The 17,999-nt window shown below is 63.1% G+C and carries 16 protein-coding genes, 1 tRNA gene and 2 pseudogenes; 6 read left to right on the plus strand and 13 right to left on the minus strand.

Annotated elements, in window-relative coordinates; translation table 11 throughout:
* Positions 1–66: 66 nt before the first annotated feature.
* From Q0D31_RS17955 to Q0D31_RS17965, 3 genes are read right to left on the minus strand one after another with little or no spacing between them, the layout of a single operon-like run.
* On the minus strand, positions 67–1,269 hold the full coding sequence (locus tag Q0D31_RS17955) for a beta-ketoacyl-ACP synthase (protein WP_291853951.1): 1,203 nt from the start codon (positions 1,267–1,269) through the stop codon (positions 67–69).
* Positions 1,262–1,735 carry a 3-hydroxyacyl-ACP dehydratase FabZ family protein gene (locus Q0D31_RS17960; protein WP_291853953.1) on the minus strand — a complete coding sequence of 158 codons (474 nt, stop codon included), beginning with the start codon at positions 1,733–1,735 and terminating at the stop codon, positions 1,262–1,264. Before Q0D31_RS17960 ends, Q0D31_RS17955 begins: the two co-directional genes overlap by 8 nt.
* Before the next feature lie 9 nt (positions 1,736–1,744).
* A complete protein-coding gene (locus tag Q0D31_RS17965) occupies positions 1,745–2,038 on the minus strand; it encodes an acyl carrier protein (RefSeq protein ID WP_074832091.1) in 294 nt (97 codons plus the stop codon).
* A gap of 666 nt (positions 2,039–2,704) precedes the next feature.
* On the opposite strand from Q0D31_RS17965, the pseudogene Q0D31_RS17970 reads away from it, so the two are divergent.
* Positions 2,705–3,120, plus strand: a pseudogene (locus Q0D31_RS17970) (carbonic anhydrase).
* 132 nt (positions 3,121–3,252) lie between these two features.
* On the opposite strand, the gene Q0D31_RS17975 reads toward Q0D31_RS17970, so the two are convergent.
* The 3 genes from Q0D31_RS17975 to Q0D31_RS17985 form a co-directional block, all read right to left on the minus strand.
* Positions 3,253–3,591, minus strand: a complete 339-nt coding sequence (locus tag Q0D31_RS17975) for a hypothetical protein (protein ID WP_291853961.1) — start codon at positions 3,589–3,591, stop codon at positions 3,253–3,255.
* Positions 3,592–3,723: 132 nt separating this feature from the next.
* On the minus strand, positions 3,724–4,308 hold the full coding sequence (locus Q0D31_RS17980; protein ID WP_291853963.1) for a peroxidase-related enzyme: 585 nt from the start codon (positions 4,306–4,308) through the stop codon (positions 3,724–3,726).
* A gap of 106 nt (positions 4,309–4,414) precedes the next feature.
* Positions 4,415–6,166: a DUF87 domain-containing protein gene (locus Q0D31_RS17985; protein ID WP_291853965.1), complete on the minus strand. Its 1,752-nt coding sequence runs from the start codon at positions 6,164–6,166 to the stop codon at positions 4,415–4,417.
* A gap of 572 nt (positions 6,167–6,738) precedes the next feature.
* Here Q0D31_RS17985 and Q0D31_RS17990 point away from each other — a divergent pair.
* Positions 6,739–8,511 (plus strand): annotated as a pseudogene (locus tag Q0D31_RS17990) (EAL domain-containing protein); the annotation flags it as partial.
* An 85-nt stretch (positions 8,512–8,596) separates the two neighbouring features.
* On the plus strand, positions 8,597–9,856 hold the full coding sequence (locus Q0D31_RS17995; RefSeq protein ID WP_291853967.1) for an MFS transporter: 1,260 nt from the start codon (positions 8,597–8,599) through the stop codon (positions 9,854–9,856).
* A 105-nt stretch (positions 9,857–9,961) separates the two neighbouring features.
* On the opposite strand, the gene Q0D31_RS18000 is transcribed toward Q0D31_RS17995, so the two are convergent.
* Together Q0D31_RS18000 and Q0D31_RS18005 are read right to left on the minus strand one after the other, a co-directional pair.
* Positions 9,962–11,179, minus strand: coding sequence for a histidine kinase dimerization/phosphoacceptor domain -containing protein (locus tag Q0D31_RS18000; RefSeq protein ID WP_291853969.1), 1,218 nt, complete (start codon positions 11,177–11,179; stop codon positions 9,962–9,964).
* A 465-nt stretch (positions 11,180–11,644) separates the two neighbouring features.
* Positions 11,645–11,718: transfer RNA gene (locus Q0D31_RS18005), tRNA-Gln, on the minus strand.
* Positions 11,719–12,080: 362 nt separating this feature from the next.
* Between Q0D31_RS18005 and exbB the strand changes: the two genes are divergently transcribed.
* Genes exbB through Q0D31_RS18020 form a run of 3 tightly spaced genes read left to right on the plus strand, consistent with a single transcriptional unit; the run spans position 12,081 to position 14,227 of the window.
* Positions 12,081–12,983 (plus strand): tonB-system energizer ExbB, encoded by a 903-nt coding sequence (gene exbB, locus Q0D31_RS18010; RefSeq protein ID WP_291853971.1) that lies wholly within the window; start codon positions 12,081–12,083, stop codon positions 12,981–12,983.
* A gap of 3 nt (positions 12,984–12,986) precedes the next feature.
* Positions 12,987–13,439, plus strand: coding sequence for a TonB system transport protein ExbD (gene exbD / locus Q0D31_RS18015; RefSeq protein WP_291853973.1), 453 nt, complete (start codon positions 12,987–12,989; stop codon positions 13,437–13,439).
* Positions 13,436–14,227, plus strand: coding sequence for a TonB family protein (locus tag Q0D31_RS18020; RefSeq protein WP_291853975.1), 792 nt, complete (start codon positions 13,436–13,438; stop codon positions 14,225–14,227). Before exbD ends, Q0D31_RS18020 begins: the two co-directional genes overlap by 4 nt.
* Before the next feature lie 10 nt (positions 14,228–14,237).
* On the opposite strand, the gene Q0D31_RS18025 is transcribed toward Q0D31_RS18020, so the two are convergent.
* The 5 genes from Q0D31_RS18025 to Q0D31_RS18045 form a co-directional block, all read right to left on the minus strand.
* The gene (locus Q0D31_RS18025) at positions 14,238–15,458 is read right to left on the minus strand and encodes an ABC transporter substrate-binding protein (protein WP_291853977.1); all 1,221 of its coding nucleotides are present in this window, start codon (positions 15,456–15,458) and stop codon (positions 14,238–14,240) included.
* A gap of 176 nt (positions 15,459–15,634) precedes the next feature.
* Positions 15,635–16,066 (minus strand): hypothetical protein, encoded by a 432-nt coding sequence (locus Q0D31_RS18030; RefSeq protein WP_291853979.1) that lies wholly within the window; start codon positions 16,064–16,066, stop codon positions 15,635–15,637.
* A gap of 45 nt (positions 16,067–16,111) precedes the next feature.
* Entirely contained in the window at positions 16,112–16,792 is a 681-nt protein-coding gene (locus Q0D31_RS18035) for a site-2 protease family protein (protein WP_291853981.1), read from the minus strand.
* A gap of 59 nt (positions 16,793–16,851) precedes the next feature.
* Entirely contained in the window at positions 16,852–17,247 is a 396-nt protein-coding gene (locus Q0D31_RS18040; RefSeq protein ID WP_291853983.1) for a GFA family protein, read from the minus strand.
* A 1-nt stretch (position 17,248) separates the two neighbouring features.
* Positions 17,249–17,995, minus strand: a complete 747-nt coding sequence (locus tag Q0D31_RS18045; RefSeq protein WP_291853985.1) for an SDR family NAD(P)-dependent oxidoreductase — start codon at positions 17,993–17,995, stop codon at positions 17,249–17,251.
* Positions 17,996–17,999 lie beyond the last annotated feature (4 nt).

Here is a 17,999-nt window from a genome sequence, read left to right on the forward strand (position 1 = left end):
CGCCGCGCTTTGCTCCATCGCCTGACATGGCTCCGCGTAAACGGCGCGATATCCATTTCAGACGCTCTACGTGATGGCCTCGACCAGGGCCATGCCTTCGCCTTGCCAGTGGCCCGCTCCGATGACGACGATCTGATCCGGACTACCCGATTGTTTAACCTCGATGCCGGTGGGATCGTTGGGCGGAAACAGCGCGCCGCGGCTGATCGATAGCGAAGCTAGGGCCAGCCCGAGCGGAAACTGGGTTTCCAGCGTGTGGCCGAACATTGTCCCGGTGGCGCGCACGGCAAAGCCGGGGTGCTGGCGCAGAAAGACCTTTTCTTCGGACGTCACCGGCTCGGCGCCGGTCGCACCCGTGATCAGGTTGCCGCGCTCGCCGGTGATGTCGAGCTTCCGCCACAACGCTTCCAGCGATTTCGTCACCGCGCCCGGCTGTTTGCGTTGCGCTCGGTCGGCGACCACCTTGGCGAGCCTGGCATAAGGCTTGGCGCCGCGGGCCTCGGCGTGCTCGCGGGATTCCATCACCAGGAAACAGCCGGCGGAGCCGAGTGCGAAGCCACCGTTGCCCTCGCGTTGCCACACCGGCGCAAATTTCCCGGTCAGATTGTAGTCGCCGAATTCATAGAGGACGAGGAGATCGGAGCGTTCTCCGTTGTGGGCCGCGCCGACCAGCGCGATGTCACTCTGCCCGGATTGGATGCGCGCCAGCGCGATCCGCGCCGCGTCGATGCTGGCGGCCTCTTCGCCCATGAAGGTGCGGGAGGTTCCGCATACGCCGTGGACGATGGCGATGTTGCCGGCGAGCAGGTTGGAAAGCTGCGCCAGGAAAAGCGTCGGTCGCAGATCGTTCATCAGCCGTTCGTTGAGAAAGCCGGGGCTGGAATTGCCCCTGGCGTCGGCATTCATGATCGCCAGATCGACCGCGAGGTCGCGCTCGCCGCCGCCGGCGGCGACGATCATGTCCATCCGGGCGAGAATTTCCTTGTCACCCTTGACGCCGGCGGAATCCAGCGCGAGCCCCGCAGCGTAAGTGCCAATGCGCTGCCAGGCCTCCATCTGCCGCTGATCGCCCTTTTTCGGGATCTGGGCGTCGAAGGACAGTGGCGCCAGTGGATGGACGATGTAGGGCGCGAAGCGCTTGTCGTCGATGTTGATGCGCCTGGCGCTCAGCGCCTCCCAATGCGCATCCAGCCCTTCGCCGAGAGAAGAGACGATACCGATGCCGGTGATCCAGACTTCCCTGGCGGACGACGATATGGGCTCAGTCATGCGCCATCGCCTGCAGGGGGAAGCCGATCTTGCGGGCCATCGCGTCCATGTGCCCGCGAAAGGCCGGGTCGGGGAAGGGGGAAAGGCCGAAAGTTATCTCGGCGCTGCACTTTAGCTCCTTGCCGACCCTGGCCTTTGCCTTGGTGACCGCATAGCCGGACCCCTCGTGCTCGACCGTGGCATCGATCGTCAGCAACTGACCGGGACTGACGAACCCCCGCATCTTGGCTTCCTTCACGATAGCCAGGAATGGCATGCGCTCGAATTTCAGGACGGCGAGCAACAGCCAGCCGGAGCTCTGCGCCATGGCTTCGGTCAGCAACACCCCGGGCATGACCGGAAAACCGGGGAAGTGCCCCTCGAAGATAGTGTGCGCCATCGGAACCTGCGCCTCAACCGTAATCTTCTTCTCGCCGATATTGAGGTCGATGATGCGATCAATGAGCTGGAAATAATCGAGTTGCATGGCGGGCGGCTAGGCGCCCGTGCCTGCGTTCTTGGCGGCGACCAGTTCGTCGATGCGATCGGCGAGATTTTGCAGGACGAAATACTGTTCGGTCGTGGCCTTGCCGTCGTTGACTTCCTGGGTCCATTTTTCAAGCGGCATCTTGATCCCGAACGCCTTGTCGATGGCAAAGGCGATGTCCAGGAAATCCAGGCTGTCGATGCCGAGGTCGTCGATGGCGTGGCTCTCCGGCTTGATCGTGTCGCGTGGAATGTCGCAGGTCTCAGCGATAATGTTGGCGATCTGATCGTATGTGGAGGACATCATTAAGCCTTTGATATATTGGAGATAATCTAGAACGGCGCGAGGAGGCGGGGGCGCTGCCCCGGAAGGCCCTGTTCCCTCGGCCGGAGTCGAATGCCCGTATATCGGAGCGGGGGGCTGAGTTCAATGGAGCGGCCGTTCCGGGGGCGATGGATTCAGCGCGAGAATTGGTCGACCGTAAAGCCGATCTGCCTTGCGCTGTCGCCACCGTCCGGGCGCGGTCGCGCGCCAGCCCATCGAGAGCCAGGGCGGGTTTTGAGCGGAGTGGGAAGAATCGACACTAACTGGTGTCCGGCAGTCTCGCCGCCTGCCAAGAGTTCCTCCGTTTATTAGACTGTTTCTTGGGGAAATTGACCAACAAGGGGGTAGAATTACCATGTGCGAAATCTGTGAACGGCGGACGATGATCGGCCGACGAAAATTTCTTGCGCTAGCGGGCTTGGGACTCGCGGCGGCCCCGTTCTTTTCGGGGCGGGTCAAGCCTTTGCTGCAGCCGGCGCGACGACGTTGGTGACCGCCGATCAGGCGCTCGCGAACCTGAAATCCGGCAATGAAAAATATGTAAAGGCGCCAGAGGTGTGCGTGGCCGATCTTGCGAAGCGCCGTGGCGGCGTTGCCGCCTCGCAAGCACCGTGGGCCACCGTCGTCAGCTGCGCCGACAGCCGCGTGCCGCCGGAACTTCTGTTTGGTGGCCTGAATGTCGGCGAGCTTTTCGTGGTACGATCGAATACGGTGCCGCCGTGCTCGGCGTCCCCCTGATAGTGGTGCTTAGTCACGAGCGTTGCGGCGCGGTGGCGGCGGCTTGCGACATGGTGAGCAAGCGCGCGGCGTTTCCGGGCTCAATCGGGCCGATGGTGCGGGCGATTGCGCCGGCGGCCATGGCGGTCAGGGGCAAGCCGGGCGATTTCATCGATAACGCGGTGCGCGAAAGCGCCAGACGCACGGCAGCCCAGATCGCCGGCAAGAGCAAGATCGTGGCCGGTCTCATCAAGCGCGGAAAGGTCAAGGTCGTCGCCGCGCGCTACGATCTCGGCGCGGGGAAGATCGAATACCTCCCCTACGGAAAGGAACTCGTTTCCTGAAGTCGTAACATCGACACTTGAGCTACCGACAGCGTCTGCCGCATCGTCACAGGACGGCAGACGCTGGCGCCGAATCGCGGACCGTCCCGCGCAGTTCTCGAAAATTGCGCCGGTCGGTCGCGCCGGAGCTTGCTAACCCTGCGGCATCACCGAAATCCTGGCGCAGTCGCGGCGGCCCATCAGCACGCAGTCCTGGGTCTTGCGGAGATCGGCGATGCTTACCGCAAGCCAGATGCCGATTGCGGTCAAAGCCACCGTGAACGCGAGTGCGGCAATGTTGGCGAGCATCCGGTGGCGGAAGTCGTCGGGCTCGTCGCGGGGAAGCTCGTAGCTGGACAGATCATTCGCCGCGGGTTTCGCGCCGGGCGTCTCGGGTTGAGCCTGCCGGCCCGGCGATTGCGCGGAGGTACGCGGGCGAAAACTGACCACGACGTGCTCGCCGTCCGAGTTGGTAGGTCGCTGGGGTTTCACCGCTGTTGATCCGCCGCAAAAAATAGTCTGGCTGATTTTAACACGATGGCATTGGTTCCAACATGAAATGTTGCAGGCCGCGGGAAGGCGTCCGACGCTGCGGCGCCAGGGAACCGCATGGATTCCGCGGCTTCACGCCGGTTTCGGCAGCCGTCCCATCAGGTAGAACTCGTCGTTCGGGCGCATGGCGGTAACGTTGGCGATCCGGTTTGACAGCGCGAAGAACGCCGCGATCGCGGCGATGTCCCAGATGTCGTCGTTGCTGAAGCCGTGGCCCGCGATCGCGGCAAAGTCGCTTTCGGAAACCTCGTTGGCCGCCTGACTCACCTTCATGGCGAAATCGAGCATGGCGCGTTGCCGCGGCGTGATATCGGCCTTGCGGTAGTTGACCGCGATCTGGTCGGCGATCTGCGGATTCTTGGCCCGGATGCGCAGGATCGCGCCATGCGCGATCACGCAATAATGGCACTGGTTGGCGCTCGATGTCGCCACCACGATCATCTCGCGCTCGGCCTTGGTCAGGCCGCCGTCCTTTTCCATCAAGGCGTCGTGATAGGCAAAGAACGCGCGAAACTCGTCAGGGCGGGAGGCCAGCGTCAGGAAGACGTTGGGAACGAAGCCGGACTTCTCCTGCACGGCGAGGATGCGCGTGCGGATGTCATCCGGTAGCTGGTCGAGGGAAGGCGTTGGAAATCGCGTGGCGACAGGCTTGGTCATGACAGGGTCCCGGCTGAGCCGCGCGCTGCGGCGTGGCCGAAACCATATCCCGTTTTAGGCTCGGGTGGATACCGGCTGCGCGGGCAACCGTATCAAACATCGGTCCTTAGCGGAGCGGTTTCTTCAGGAGCGAGAAACGATCGGGATCCAACCCCATTGAGGGCTGCAGCATCGGCGCCTCCACCGGCGTCATAACGCGCGGAGCCGCTCGCTCGCCGGCGGACGGATCGCTCGGCGCGTCGCGGTGCGAGGTGGCGCCTCGCCAGCGGTCCAGCACCGCGGAGACAAAATGCATGTCATGGCCGGCGGCGACCGAAGTAACGGTCGCGATCGTGGCTTCGCTGCGCGGCAGCTGATGCACCGGAACCTCCTTGAAGCGCAGGCGCGTCGGCAGCGCCACGCCTTCGCCGAAGGCCAGCACCTCGCGGGTGCCGAGCGAGGGCACGAACGACAGCAGGTTCGCCGCGGCGTCCGATACCGCCGAGCGCAACAGCGCCTGGTCGCGCTCGTTGGCAAGGCGCATCGCAAAAAGGGTACTGCACTGCGAGATGATGGTAGCGTCGAGTTCGGCCGGGCGCTGGGTAACGAGGCCGAGATAGACGCCATATTTGCGGCCTTCCTTGGCGATACGCGAGACCGCCTTGCGGGTGGGACCGAAACCGATGGTTCGATCGGCGGAGGCGTAGCGGTGTGCCTCTTCGCACACGAACAACAGCGGCGAGACGCCGTCGCTCCACAGCCCGAAATCGAACGCCATGCGGCATAGCACCGACACCACGGAATCGACGACTTCGACGGGGAAGCCGGCGAGCTGCATGATGGTCATCGGCCGGCCGTTGGCGGGCAGGCGGAAAAGGTGGCTGATCACTTCCGCCATGGTGTCGCCGCCGACATTGGCGTTGTCGAACATGAACGTGTATCGCGGGTCGTTCCGCACGGTTTCGATGCGCGAAATCAGCTTGTGATAGGTGATGCGCGAGGAACGGTTCTCCAGTTTCCCCATCCGTTCGTCGATCAGGGAAATCAGGTCGACCAGCCGATACGGTACCGGTGTATCGACAGTATAGCCGGTTCTGGATTCGACCCGCTTCAATCCCAGCCGGTCACCGTTCTGGTGCTGGCTGTAGAGGCCCTTGGCCATCGGAATGACCTCGGAAAGAATGTCGAGTTCCTCGGCCACGCCGGGGCGGCCGCCGAACAGCACGTCGACGATCTCTTCGAAATTGAACAGCCAGAACGGCAGTTTCAGATTGCGCGGATTGAGCACCAGCGCGCGGTCGCCGAAGCAGCGGCCATACTCGTTGTGAACGTCGAGCAGGAAAACCCGCAAGTTCGGCCGCGCCAGGAGAATCTCGTTCAAGAGCAATGACACGCTGGTCGACTTGCCGACGCCGGTGGAGCCGAGGATCGCGAAGTGCTTGGAAAGCATCTCCTCGACGTCGACATAGGCGATCACGGACCGGTCCTGCTGCAGGTTTCCGACATTGATCTGGTCGGAACCGTTCGGCGCGTAGACGGTTCGAAGATCCTGGTTGGTGATGAGATCGACGGCGTCGCCGATGGTCGGATAGTTGGTGACGCCGCGCTGGAACTTGGGACGTTCGCCACCGGAAATCTCGCCAAGCAGGTCGACTGAGGCGGTCGCGACGTACGAACCTGGCCGGTCCTCGCAGGACACCTCGGTGATCATGGCGACGATGGTCGAGGTGGCGCAGCGAATGCTGATGAAGCGGCCGACGGTGGCGCTCACTTCCGGGATGGCGGTGTCGGCGGGCGCCAGAAGTCCAACCCGTGCGAGGGAACCGCGCACCGAAATCACACGTCCAAAGGATGCCACGGTGCTGAACCTGAATGTCATGAATGTGGGTCTGACCGCATTATGCGCAGCCGCCACTGGCGAAACGGTTAAGCCGGCGGGTCTTCGCATCGGCTAAATCTGCGCTGCCCGGGTCATGAGTCATTGGGCAACAGATACTGACCGGTCACGGCATGGGAGAGTTACCGAGGAAAATCAGGGCTTTTTCGCATCCACGGAGGCCTGCGGCGCAGGGCTTCAATTCATGATTCGTTTACCAACCCGAAGGAAGGCCGGTCAGCCGGCCCGACGACTTCCGGTCAAGGGTGGAGTACCGGTCGGAGAGTGCGTGCGGTAACCGGATGCTAACCGAAAGTTGTAACGCGCCCTCCATTTGTACTGCGTAACGATAATCTGACCGCGGCCGGATCGCAGGTTTGCATCCGCTTGCAATTGTTCAGACGCGTGCCGAAGGCATCAGGGTGAGTATCGACAAAGGCCATCGGTTTCCGAGCGGTTCTGCCGGCCCTGCTGAAAAGGCCGGCCCGATCCGGATGTTTGCCTTGTGTTCTGCCCCGCTCGCGGCGGCGGTCGCGGCTGGCATCGCCACCTCGGGATGGAGCCTTCGCGAGCGCCTGCTGCTGGCGGCCGTTGCCGGCCTGGCCGTCGTCGCCGGCCTGCTGCTGCGACGCCATCGCCAGACCTCGCAGCGGGTGGGGGCCGAGCGGCGTCAGCTCTCGATTGCCGTGAACAATATCCCGCAAGGTCTCATTCTCTATGATTCATCCGCGCGGGTGATCATTTGCAACCAGCCCTATCTCGACATGTTCGGCCTGTCGCCGGATGTGGCCAAGCCCGGCTGCACCCTGCACCAGCTGATCGCGCATCGGAAGGAAACCGGATCGTTCGACGGCGACGTCGACGAATTCTGCGAAACGATCATCCGCAACGTGTCGCTCGGGAAAGGCACGCGCCAGCTCACGGAGGCGCCGGGCGGCCGCGCTATCGAGATCATCAACCGTCCGCTGAACAGCGGGGGCTGGGTCGCCACCATCGAGGACATCACCGAGCGCACGCGCGCTGACGAGAAGATCGCGTATTTGGCGCATTACGATGCGCTGACGGACCTGCCCAACCGGGTCCTGTTCCGCGCGCGGCTCCAGCAGGCGCTGGATGCGATGAGGCCGGGCGAACAACTAGCCGTCCATTACATCGACATCGACGAATTCAAGGACATCAACGACGCCCTCGGTCATCCGGTCGGAGACGAGCTTCTGAGAGGTGTTGCCGGCCGCCTGCGCGGTTGCCTGAAAGAGACCGACGTGGCGGCCCGGCTCGGCGGCGACGAGTTCGCCGTGATTCAAACCGCCATTAGGAATTCGTCGGAAGCCACCCGGCTGGTGGAGGAAATTCATTTTGCCATCAGGCATCCTTTCGAGTGCCTGGGGCATCTGATCACGACCGACGCCAGCATCGGTATCGCGCTGGCCCCCGGCGACGGTCTGGACCTCGACCAGCTTTTGCGCAACGCAGACCTCGCGCTGTACGGCGCCAAGGGTGACGGACGGCGGACCTACCGGTTCTTCGAAGCCGGCATGGATGAACGGGCCAGGGCGCGGCGAGGCCTCGAACTCGAACTGCGTCAGGCGATCAGCGAGGGTGGTCTCGAAGTCTATTATCAGCCGGTGATCGCCATCGAGGATGGCGATATCGCGAACGGCAATGTCAGTTGCTGCGAGGCGCTGCTGCGATGGCGGCACCCCGAACGCGGCATAATTTCGCCTGCCGAGTTCATTCCGGTTGCGGAAGAGACCGGTCTCATCAATCAGCTTGGGCAATGGGTGCTCGCCACCGCGTGCGCCGAGGCGGTGAACTGGCCGGATCATGTCCGTATCGCCGTCAATGTCTCGCCGGTTCAGTTCAGGAGCCAGACCCTGGCGCTCAATGTGGCCGCGGCGCTCGCCAGTTCCGGACTCCCCGCAAACAGGCTGGAGCTTGAGGTCACCGAGGCTGTGCTCATTCGCGACGACGAAGCCGCGCTGGTCGTGCTGCACCAGTTGCGCGAGCTCGGCGTCCGGATTGCGCTGGACGATTTCGGCACCGGCTATTCCTCACTCAGCTATCTGCACCGTTTTCCGTTCGACAAGATCAAGATCGATCGCTCCTTCATCCGGGATCTCGCCGGTTCCGCCGCCTCGTCGTCGATCGTCCAGGCGGTGGTCAGCATCGCGGCCGCCAGCGACATGACGACGACGGCCGAAGGGGTGGAGACCGAGCAGCAGCGGAGCCTGTTGCAAGTCCTCGGCTGCACCGAGATGCAGGGATACCTGTTCAGCCCGGCGGTGCCGTCCGTCGAGGTTCGCGGGCTGTTGCGCGCGCATGGCGGCAAGGCGGTGTCGGCTGCTTGAAACGCCGGACGCGGCTTGCTATCGACGTTGAGGCAAGAACAAGAAACAGGGCAGGGTGGTACGCGATGCACCGCGACAGCGCGTCTTGAGCGACCCCGCGCGGCCTTCCGCGCTCGCTCCGTTCCGTGTCAGGAATTACCGTTTTCAATGGCCTGCCGATCTGCTCACCTCGTGGGCTTTCGAGATGGAGACGCTGATTCTTGGCTGGTACGTGCTGGTCGAGACCGGGTCGGTCCTGCTGCTCACCTTGTTTGCTTCGCTTGGCTATGTCGGTACGCTGGTCGCGCCGATGTTCGGCGTCGTCGGTGATCGCATCGGCCACCGCGATCTGCTGGCGATGATGCGCGCCAGCTACGCGGTGCTGGCGGCCGTGCTGATGGCGCTGGTGCTGTCGGGCCACCTCGCTCCCGTCTATGTCCTGATCGTCGCGGCGTTCATGGGAATCGTCCGGCCATCCGATCTTGGCGTGCGCGGCGCGCTGGTGGCGACCATCATGCCGCGCGACGCGTTGATCGGAGCGATTAGCATTTCCCGGACCACCATGGACACCGCGCGCATCGCCGGCGCGCTGAGCGGCGCCGGATTGTTCGCAGCACTGGGAATGGGTCCGGCCTATGTGGCGATCGTCTGCCTCTATGTCGCCTCGACCGCGCTGACGCTCTGCGTGACGGCGCCGGCCACGCCGGAACCCGCAAGTGAGGCCGTGCAGGAAGCGATGCGGCGCTCGCCGCTGCGCGACCTCACCGAGGGCGTCGCCTATGTCTGGACCACCCCGCGCATGCAAGCCGCGCTGTGGGTGGCGTTCCTCGCCAACCTGACCGCGTACCCGATCTCCAACGGCCTGCTACCCTATATCGCCAAGGCGATCTACGGCACCAACCAGACCGGGCTCGGATACCTGTCGGCGAGCTTTGCGATCGGTTCGCTGGCCGGCTCGATCGTCTTGAGCCTGGTCCGCGATGTCAGGATGGCGCGGCTGATGATCGGCGCCATTGTCGTCTGGTACGTCACCTTGCTGGTGTTCGCCCAGATGCAGACGATGCCGACCGCGATCGCCTGCCTGGTGGTGGCGGGCTTTTCGCAAAGCCTCGCCATGATCTCGATCGCGGTCATCCTGATGCGGACCGCGAGCGAGAGTTTCCGCGGCCGAGTGATGGGCGTCCGGATGATGGTGATCTACGGCCTGCCGCTCGGCCTTCTGGCGGCCGGCAGCCTGATCGACGAGGTCGGCTTCGCCACCACCGCAACGCTCTACGCGGCGGCCGGCCTCGCCTTGATGCTGGCGATCGTGCTGCACTGGCGCGCCGATCTGTGGCACGCGCACGCGCCGGCGAACGCGCGGTGATCCACCGGCGATTCATTTACTCATACATGTCGATCAATCGCTCGTATTGGGTCAAGAGGCGACAAGGAGTGCGGGCCGACTTACGTCGTCCATCGTCTCGCGCGTTCAATTGGCCACGACATGTAACGGCACGACGAGCGTTAGATGGGTGCCTCCAGTCGACTGTTGCCTCGTCAGTTCGCCCCCCAGCTGACCTGCCAACGCTCGAACAATGCGAGTACCCAGCCGCTTGGTGAGAGCCGGGTCAAAGTCGGTGGGTAATCCAACTCCGTCATCGCTAACCGAAATCGCGATCGTTTTGTCGTCGCTTAGAGCGAGTTGTAGGCGGATCACCCCATCCGCGGAATCGACATAGGCATGTCTACCGGCGTTCAAGATCAGCTCGTTGACAATCAACGCGACAAGGATGGCGCGGTCTGCCGCGAACTGGATTTCCCTGGGTGTATCAAATTGGATCTTGCAGGGCGCAACTGCCGCCTCCAAATCTTCGACGACTTCCCGCAGATACGCGACCAATTCTATGTTCTCATAGTCGGCATTGTACGCGAGGCGATTGTAAGCGCGGCCGACTGCCAAGATTCGGGTGGATGCTTCCATGAGCCGTTCGCTCAATGCGGGATCACCAACGGTATTCGCCTGTAGGTGAAGCATGCTCGACACAACTTGAAGGCTGTTCTTGACACGGTGGTTGACCTCCTTGAGCAAGATTTGATGACGCTCCAGTGCAGCTTGCAGTTTGCGCTCGTACTGCTGATGCTCGATCGCCATACCAAGGATATTCGCCGCACCTTGCAGGAAAGCGATGTCATTCTCGCCAAACTCTCCTTCAAGCTGGCTATCGACTTCGAGCACTCCAAATGGCGAGCCATCGCCTTGCAAAATGACATTCATGGCTCGTCGGATTCCGTGTTCGGCGAGCAGTTCCGGAGTTCGAAATCGTTCTTCGTTTTCGAGATGGTTGGAAATCACGGGCTTACCGGTGTGAAGGGCGTAGCCAGCCGGTGAACCCAAATCGGCTCCGACGGTCGCGTTGCCAACCACACCCTCACCCCAGCCGACGCCTGCGCGAACAAGCAAACGCTTGTCTGCCGGAACGTACTCCAGGATCTTGCAATACTGGGCGTCCAGGCCTTCGGCCGTCATGCGCGCAGTGTGATCGAGCAGATCGGTGAAGCTCGTACGCTGCAGGGCCAGGACCCCAAGTTCGGCGAGCAACTCCTGCTGCCGAATACGTAGTTGGAGTGCACGTCCGGTCAAATCCTCAGGTTGATTGCCTGGTTTCGCTTCAACTACCGGTTCGTCTGTGTCGGGTGTCTGTCCCATACTGCTCGATAGCATACCCGGCATCAAAACTCGCTCGGGAACTTCGCATCACCAATCCATGGAATATTGGTCTGCGGCACGCCTTCACCGCCAAAAGTCCCGAGCGAACTAGAGCGGCGGCTCGTCAACGCGTCAGAAGCATTTGGCGATGCCTTGGAGGGTCCGGTCGCGAAGATATTTCGAGAGCTGGATCGAGGTGCCTCGGTAAGCGGGAGTGAGGCCGAGCTGCTTGTTCGATGGTTGTGCAAGTTCGAGGGCTGCAATGGGCGGTCCTGAACAACTGGCCTGAGGGACTTCACACACGTCGCTATAAGCTTCGTGACAGAGTGGCTGCATCCGGATTGAGGGTTTGCAGACAAGCCTATTCAGACAGGACGGAGAGGGGTGAAAGACGGGGGTGAAAGGCCTCCTTGACCCTTGCAAGAAACGCCCGTTTCATAAGAGTTGCTGCAGCGGTGGGGTGTTTGGCTGGGGAACTAGGATTCGAACCTAGACAAACAGAGTCAGAGTCTGTTGTGCTACCGTTACACCATTCCCCAAGAATTGCTCCGCGACATCAACATGTTATCGAATTGTCCGGGCAATCCGCTGCAGCGGGATCTTGCTCCGCTGTCACCGGTGCGCCGTTCTACTCGCTCGGTCCGGGCCTTGGCAAGCACGGAAGGAAGGGGCGTTTCGGCCCTGGCGCGCACCGTCTGACATCTGAAACCGCCGGCGCGAAGGACGCGGATGGCGGCTTTTTTCCGGCTGCGGGGCATGATACCGGTTGTCCCGCGCGACCCGGTCTGATCGATCTCGACGCGTCGAGTCGCGACCTTGGCGGCGCGGATAGGGCGACAGGCCCCCAAACGGTCAAATTGACCTGCATTGACCTTAACCTCGTTCGTCACCGGGCCGATCCATGAACCGTTCACTTCGCCGCGCGACCTTTGCGATGATCTCGGCGCTGGCGATCCTGTCGCCGGTTTCGCCGTCGCCGGCGCAGCAAAACGCGGCGCCGCCAGCGGCCGCCGTCGAGCGCGCTGCCCCCACGCCGGCTGAGGCGACCAATGCGCCCGCCGCGCCGGCCGAGCGCGAGGCAAGATCGCCAAGGGCCGCCACCGGCGAACTCCGCGAATTGTCGCCGTGGTCGATGTTCATGTCGGCCGACGTGGTGGTCAAGGCGGTGATGATCGGTCTCGCCTTTGCTTCGCTCCTGACCTGGACCGTCTTCATTGCCAAGATGATCGAATTGTCGGTGGTTCGGCGGCGGCTGCGCGCCGGGCTGGCGGCGATCGCCGACGCGAGGTCGCTGTCGGACGCGCAACGCGCGCTGGGGGCCGGGGGCGATGTGCTGTCGTCCTTGCTGGCGGCGGCGAAGCGCGAGGCGCGGCTTTCGGCGGGAATTTCCAGCGACGCCGGGATCAAGGAGCGCGCCGCTTCGAGCTTTGCCGAGATCGTGCGCGCCGAAGCGCGCCGAATCCGGCTCGGGATGGGCCTGCTGGCGACGATCGGCGCGACGTCGCCCTTTGTCGGGCTGTTCGGCACCGTCTGGGGCATCATGAACAGCTTTATCGGCATTTCGAAATCGCAGACCACGAATCTGGCGGTGGTGGCGCCCGGCATCGCCGAGGCGCTGCTCGCCACCGCCATCGGCCTGGTCGCGGCCATTCCCGCCGTGATCATCTACAATCACTTCACGCGCGTCACCAGGGGCTACCTGGAACTGGTCGGCCGCGCCTCCGGCGCCGCCGGACGGCTGCTGTCGCGTGACCTCGACCGAACCCATGTCGGTGATACCCATTCACGCATGGCGGCGGAGTAGGCGATGGGCGCGTCGATCACAGACACTGGCCTTGATGACGACGGCGATTTCGCGGAATCGCACGAGATCAACGTCACGCCGTTCATCGACGTCATGCTGGTGCTCCTGATCATCTTCATGGTGGCGGCGCCATTGTCCACCGTCGACCTGCCGATCGATCTGCCGACATCGACGGCGACCCCGCAGAAGAAGCCGGACAAGCCGACCTATGTCAGCATCAAACCGGACCTGGCGGTCGCGATCGGGGAAGACCTGGTCAAGCGGGTCGATCTGGTGCGCTCACTCGACGCGATGGCTGACGGCGGCAGGGATCGCCACATCTTCCTGCGCGCCGATCGCGCCGTGCCCTATGGCGAACTGATGGCGGTTCTCGAGATTCTGCGCGCCGGCGGCTATTCCAGGATCAAGCTGGTCGCGCTCGAGGGCGTGCCGGATGCGTCGGCGGTAAAGCCGTGACCGGGATTGACGAAATCAGGCCGTCGCGGCGGCTGTGGGTGTTCGCCGCGCTGACCGCGCTTGCGTTGCATGTCGGCGGCGCGGCGCTGGCGATCGCGCATTTGCGAAGCGTCGAATCCGAAGATGCGCTCGGTGCGCCGGCGATCGAAATCGGGATCGAGCTGGCCTCGGTGCGGCGCGAAACCGCCGAGCTGCCGCCGGGCCCCGAGAGCGATGCCTCGATGGCGTCGCCCCAGCTTGCCGAGCAGAAGGCGGAGGTCAAGGAAACCGAGCTGCCGCAGGACAAGCCCACCGAAACGGATCAAGCCGACCGGACCGTGACGCCGGACGAGTCGAAAAAGCCAAGGGAAGATGATCCAAAGCCCGCAGCGGTGCAGACGACCGCTTCCATCGCGTCGGTGGCCGCCGAGGCGACCGCAACGCCGAGTTCGGACGCCTTTCCGCAGCGGCAGCGCTCGACGGCACCGGCGGTCGGCGCAGGAGATCCCGCGGGCCGCCTGCGCGCGACCTGGCAGAAGGAACTGGTTGCCCATCTGGACAAGCACAAGCGCTACCCGGCGGAACGCGCGCACAAATCCGCCGAGATCCACGTTCGCTTCACCCTCGACCGGATGGGCCGCGTGCTCTCGACCAGCGTCGAAAAGGGATCCGGCGACGCCGCGTTTGACGCGGCGGCGCTGGCGATGGTGCATCGCGCCGACCCGGTGCCGGCGCCGCCGCCCTTGATCGCCGATGAAGGGTTGAGCTTCACCCTGCCGGTGATCTTCCGCGTCAAGGGCAGGAGCTGACCGGCTTCGATCAGCTCTTCTTCAGCATCGGGCATGCGCTCTTGTCGAGCGGGATGAAGGCTTCCGCCGCGGGGATGGTGGCGACGAGGTTGTAATAATCCCACGGATACTTTGAATCCGCGGGCTTCTTCACCTCGAAAAGATAGGCTGGGTGGATCTTGCGGCCGTCGGCGCGGATCGAGCCCTTGCCGAACAACGGATCGTCGGTCGGCATTTCCTTCATCTTGGCGACCACGGCGCGGCCGTCGCGGGGATTGCCGCCGAGCGCTTCCAGCGCCTTGAAGTAGTGGATCAGCGAGGAATAGATACCGGCCTGGATCATGGTCGGCGGACTCTTCTTGTGCTTCTCGTTGAAACGCTTGGTGAAGGCGCGGGTCTGGTCGTTCATGTCCCAGTAGAACGTCTCGGTGAAGTTCAGCCCCTGCGCGACCTTCAGCCCGAGCGAATGGACGTCGGTGATGAACAGCAGCATGCCCGCGAGCTTCTGCCCGCCGGCGACGATGCCGAACTCAGCCGCCTGCTTGATCGCGTTGGTGGTGTCGCCGCCGGCGTTGGCGAGCCCGATGATCTTGGCCTTCGAGCTCTGCGCCTGCAGCAGGAAGGACGAGAAGTCGGAATTGTTGAGCGGGTGCCTGACGCCGCCGAGCACCTTGCCGTTATTGGCGGTCACGACGGCTGCGGTGTCGCGCTCGAGCGCGTGACCGAACGCGTAGTCCGCGGTGAGAAAGAACCAGCTGTCGCCGCCGGACTTCACCAGCGCCTTGCCGGTGCCGTTGGCGAGCATCCAGGTGTCGTAGACCCAATGAACGGTGTTTGGCGAGCACTGCGAGCCCGTGAGGTCTGAGGTCGCCGAGCCCGAGTTCAGGTTGACGACATTCTTCTCTCTGGCGAGGTTGGAAATGGCGAGGCCCACGCCGGAACTGGCGAGATCGACGAACACGTCGACCTTGTCGACGTCGATCCACTGCTTGCCGATGTTGCTGCCGATGTCGGGTTTGTTCTGGTGATCGGCGGAGATCAGGTCGATCTTCCAGCCCTTGGCGAGAAGTCCGGAATCCTCGATCGCCATTTGCGCGGCGACGACCGAACCGGGACCACCGATATCGGCGTAGAGGCCGGATTGGTCGCCCAAACTCCCGACCTTGACGACCTTCTCAAGCGATTGCGCAAAGGCGCCGGTGGCAAGCACCAGGCTTGTCGTCATGATCAAGGCTGCAATGGATCGCTTCATGTTTCCTCCCGGGATGCTTTTGGTCGTTCGATTCTTGGATATCGGCAAAATTGACATTCGCATTATGCCCGGCGGGGCGTCGACCGCCTAGTCATGCCGGAAAATCAATATCATCCACGATATTCCGCCTCGCGGTGAATTCGCCGGAAGATGGTTGGGTGGACGAAGGGGCGGCGTCAGCGCCAGAAATAGCGGATGCTGACATAGACCACGGTAAGGCAGATGAAGATCATCGCCACCGGCAGCCGTGGTTTGGCCGGCGGTCCTGATGTCGCCGGCTTGGGATGGGCCGGCGGTCGGCGGAAGGCGGTGACGTTACCGTTATCAGGGCTCGTCTCGCCCGAGCGTGAATGAATTTCGGGTGGCGCGCCGGTGCCGCCCATCTCCGCATAATAGCGCTTGTACATCAGCTGAATGGTCGCCTCGGAAGCGTCCGCATCCGTCATGTTCGCGAGCATTTGCTTGTAGCTGGCGAGAAAGTCCTGCGCCTCGGCGGGCAGGGCGGAGGCGCCGTTGAGCTTGGCCAGCATCTTCCAGGTCGCAAAATCCGCCCTCGCGCGGGTATCGGCGCGTCGTGCGATCAACATATCGGCGGCTTTGATCACCATGGCCCGTAGCCGATTCCTTTCTGTCCTATCCCTCTTTACGTGAGACTAAGCATTGCCGGTGATGAAGAGAAGCGCGTCGATCACATAGCCGGTCAGTGTCCGCAGTATCGTCGAGATAACATCGAGATTCAGGCCAAGTTGCGCGCCGACGACCGGGAGCAGGATCAGGAGCGCAATCAAGATCAGCATACCCCAGGGCTCCAGCCGCGACAGCGGGTAGGCCAGCACCCGCGGCAGCAGCCCGACCGCTACCCGGCCACCGTCCAAGGGCGGGATCGGCAGCATGTTGAAGATCGCCAGCACGATATTGATGTGGAACGCGTTCTTGAGATTGTCCGCGGTCCATTTGGCGGCCTCTGCCGGCACCAGCGGCAGGGCATGGAATGCGAGGGCGGTGACCACCGCCAGGATGATATTGGTGGCGGGTCCGGCCAACGCCACCCAAACCATGTCGAGCCGGGGATGGCGCAGGTTCCGGAAGTTGACCGGAACCGGCTTGGCGTAGCCGAACAGGAACGGGGAACCCGCCAGCAGCAACAGGCCCGGCAGAAGCACGGTGCCAAACGGATCGATGTGCTTGAAGGGGTTGAAACTGACGCGGCCGAGCTGCCAGGCGGTGCTGTCGCCGAGCCGGTAGGCCACAAAGGCGTGGGCGGCCTCGTGGAAGGTGATGGCGATGAGGAGCGGGAGAATCCAGACCGAGATGCCGTATAGCGTGATGTTCAAGCGGTCCGCTCCGGTTCAAGCGGCACCTTAGCCCAGATTTCGCTGGCGCTCCATCCGGGTTACGGAATCGACTCCCGATATTGGGGCAAGCCGTCGTCGAGCCGAACCCACGCCATCTTTTCCGACACCCAGATGTGCTCGGTCGGCGCAAAGGCATTGCGGTCGTCGAAGACGGCCAGCGCGACGCCGACCATGGTCCCGTTGGTCCGCCGGGAAAACAGCCGCGTTCCGCAATTCTTGCAGAACTCCCGGTCCAGCGCCGGCGAGGATGGGTAGCGCGCGGTCTCGCCCTCCACCGCAAGCGCCCGCTGGTCGAACAGCGCGCGGGCAAAGAACGGCGAGCCCATGGCCTTCTGGCAAATACGGCAATGGCAGATACGAACATTGGCTGGTTCGCCCTCGGCCCTGAAGCGGACCGCGCCGCAGAGGCATCCGCCTTCCCGGATTTCGCCCATCTCAATAGGTCGCCCGACCGCCGGAAATGTCGAACACCGCGCCCGTCGAGAACGCGCAATCCTCCGACGCCAGCCAAGCGACCATCGCCGCGAGTTCTTCCACCAGCACAAAGCGACCCTTCGGAATCTTCGACAGCATGAAGTCGATATGGGTCTGCGTCATCTGGTCGAAGATCGCGGTCCGTGCTGCCGCAGGTGTCACCGCGTTGACGAGAATGTCGTGTTGCGCAAGTTCCTTGCCGAGCGACTTGGTCAGCGCGATCAGTCCGGCCTTCGAGGCCGAATAATGCGCGGCGTTGGGGTTGCCTTCCTTGCCGGCGATCGAGGCGATGTTGACGATGCGGCCGTATTTCTGCTTCAGCATCGCCGGCACCACCGCCTTGCAGCAGATGAAGGGACCGTCGAGATTGATGCGCAGCACTTTGCGCCATTCATCGAGGTCGGTCTCCCACACCGTCTTGTTGACGCCGGCGATGCCGGCGTTGTTGACCAGGATGTCGATCTTGCCGAACGCCTTCAGCGTTTCGTCGCGGGTCTTCTCGACCGCGGCGAGGTCGGAGACGTCGACATTGAAGGCCGAGACACCAGCGCCGATTTCCTTGGCGGTCCGTTCCGCAAATGGCAGGTCGTGGTCCCAGATCGCGACCTTCGCGCCCGAGGCGACGAAGCGCTCGGTGATCGCGCGGCCGAACCCCTGAGCCCCGCCGGTGACGACGGCGCAACGGCCGTTCAGGTCGATCTTGTTCATGGCA

The sequence above is a fragment of the Bradyrhizobium sp. genome (genome assembly GCF_022844465.1).
Lineage (GTDB): Bacteria > Pseudomonadota > Alphaproteobacteria > Rhizobiales > Xanthobacteraceae > Bradyrhizobium.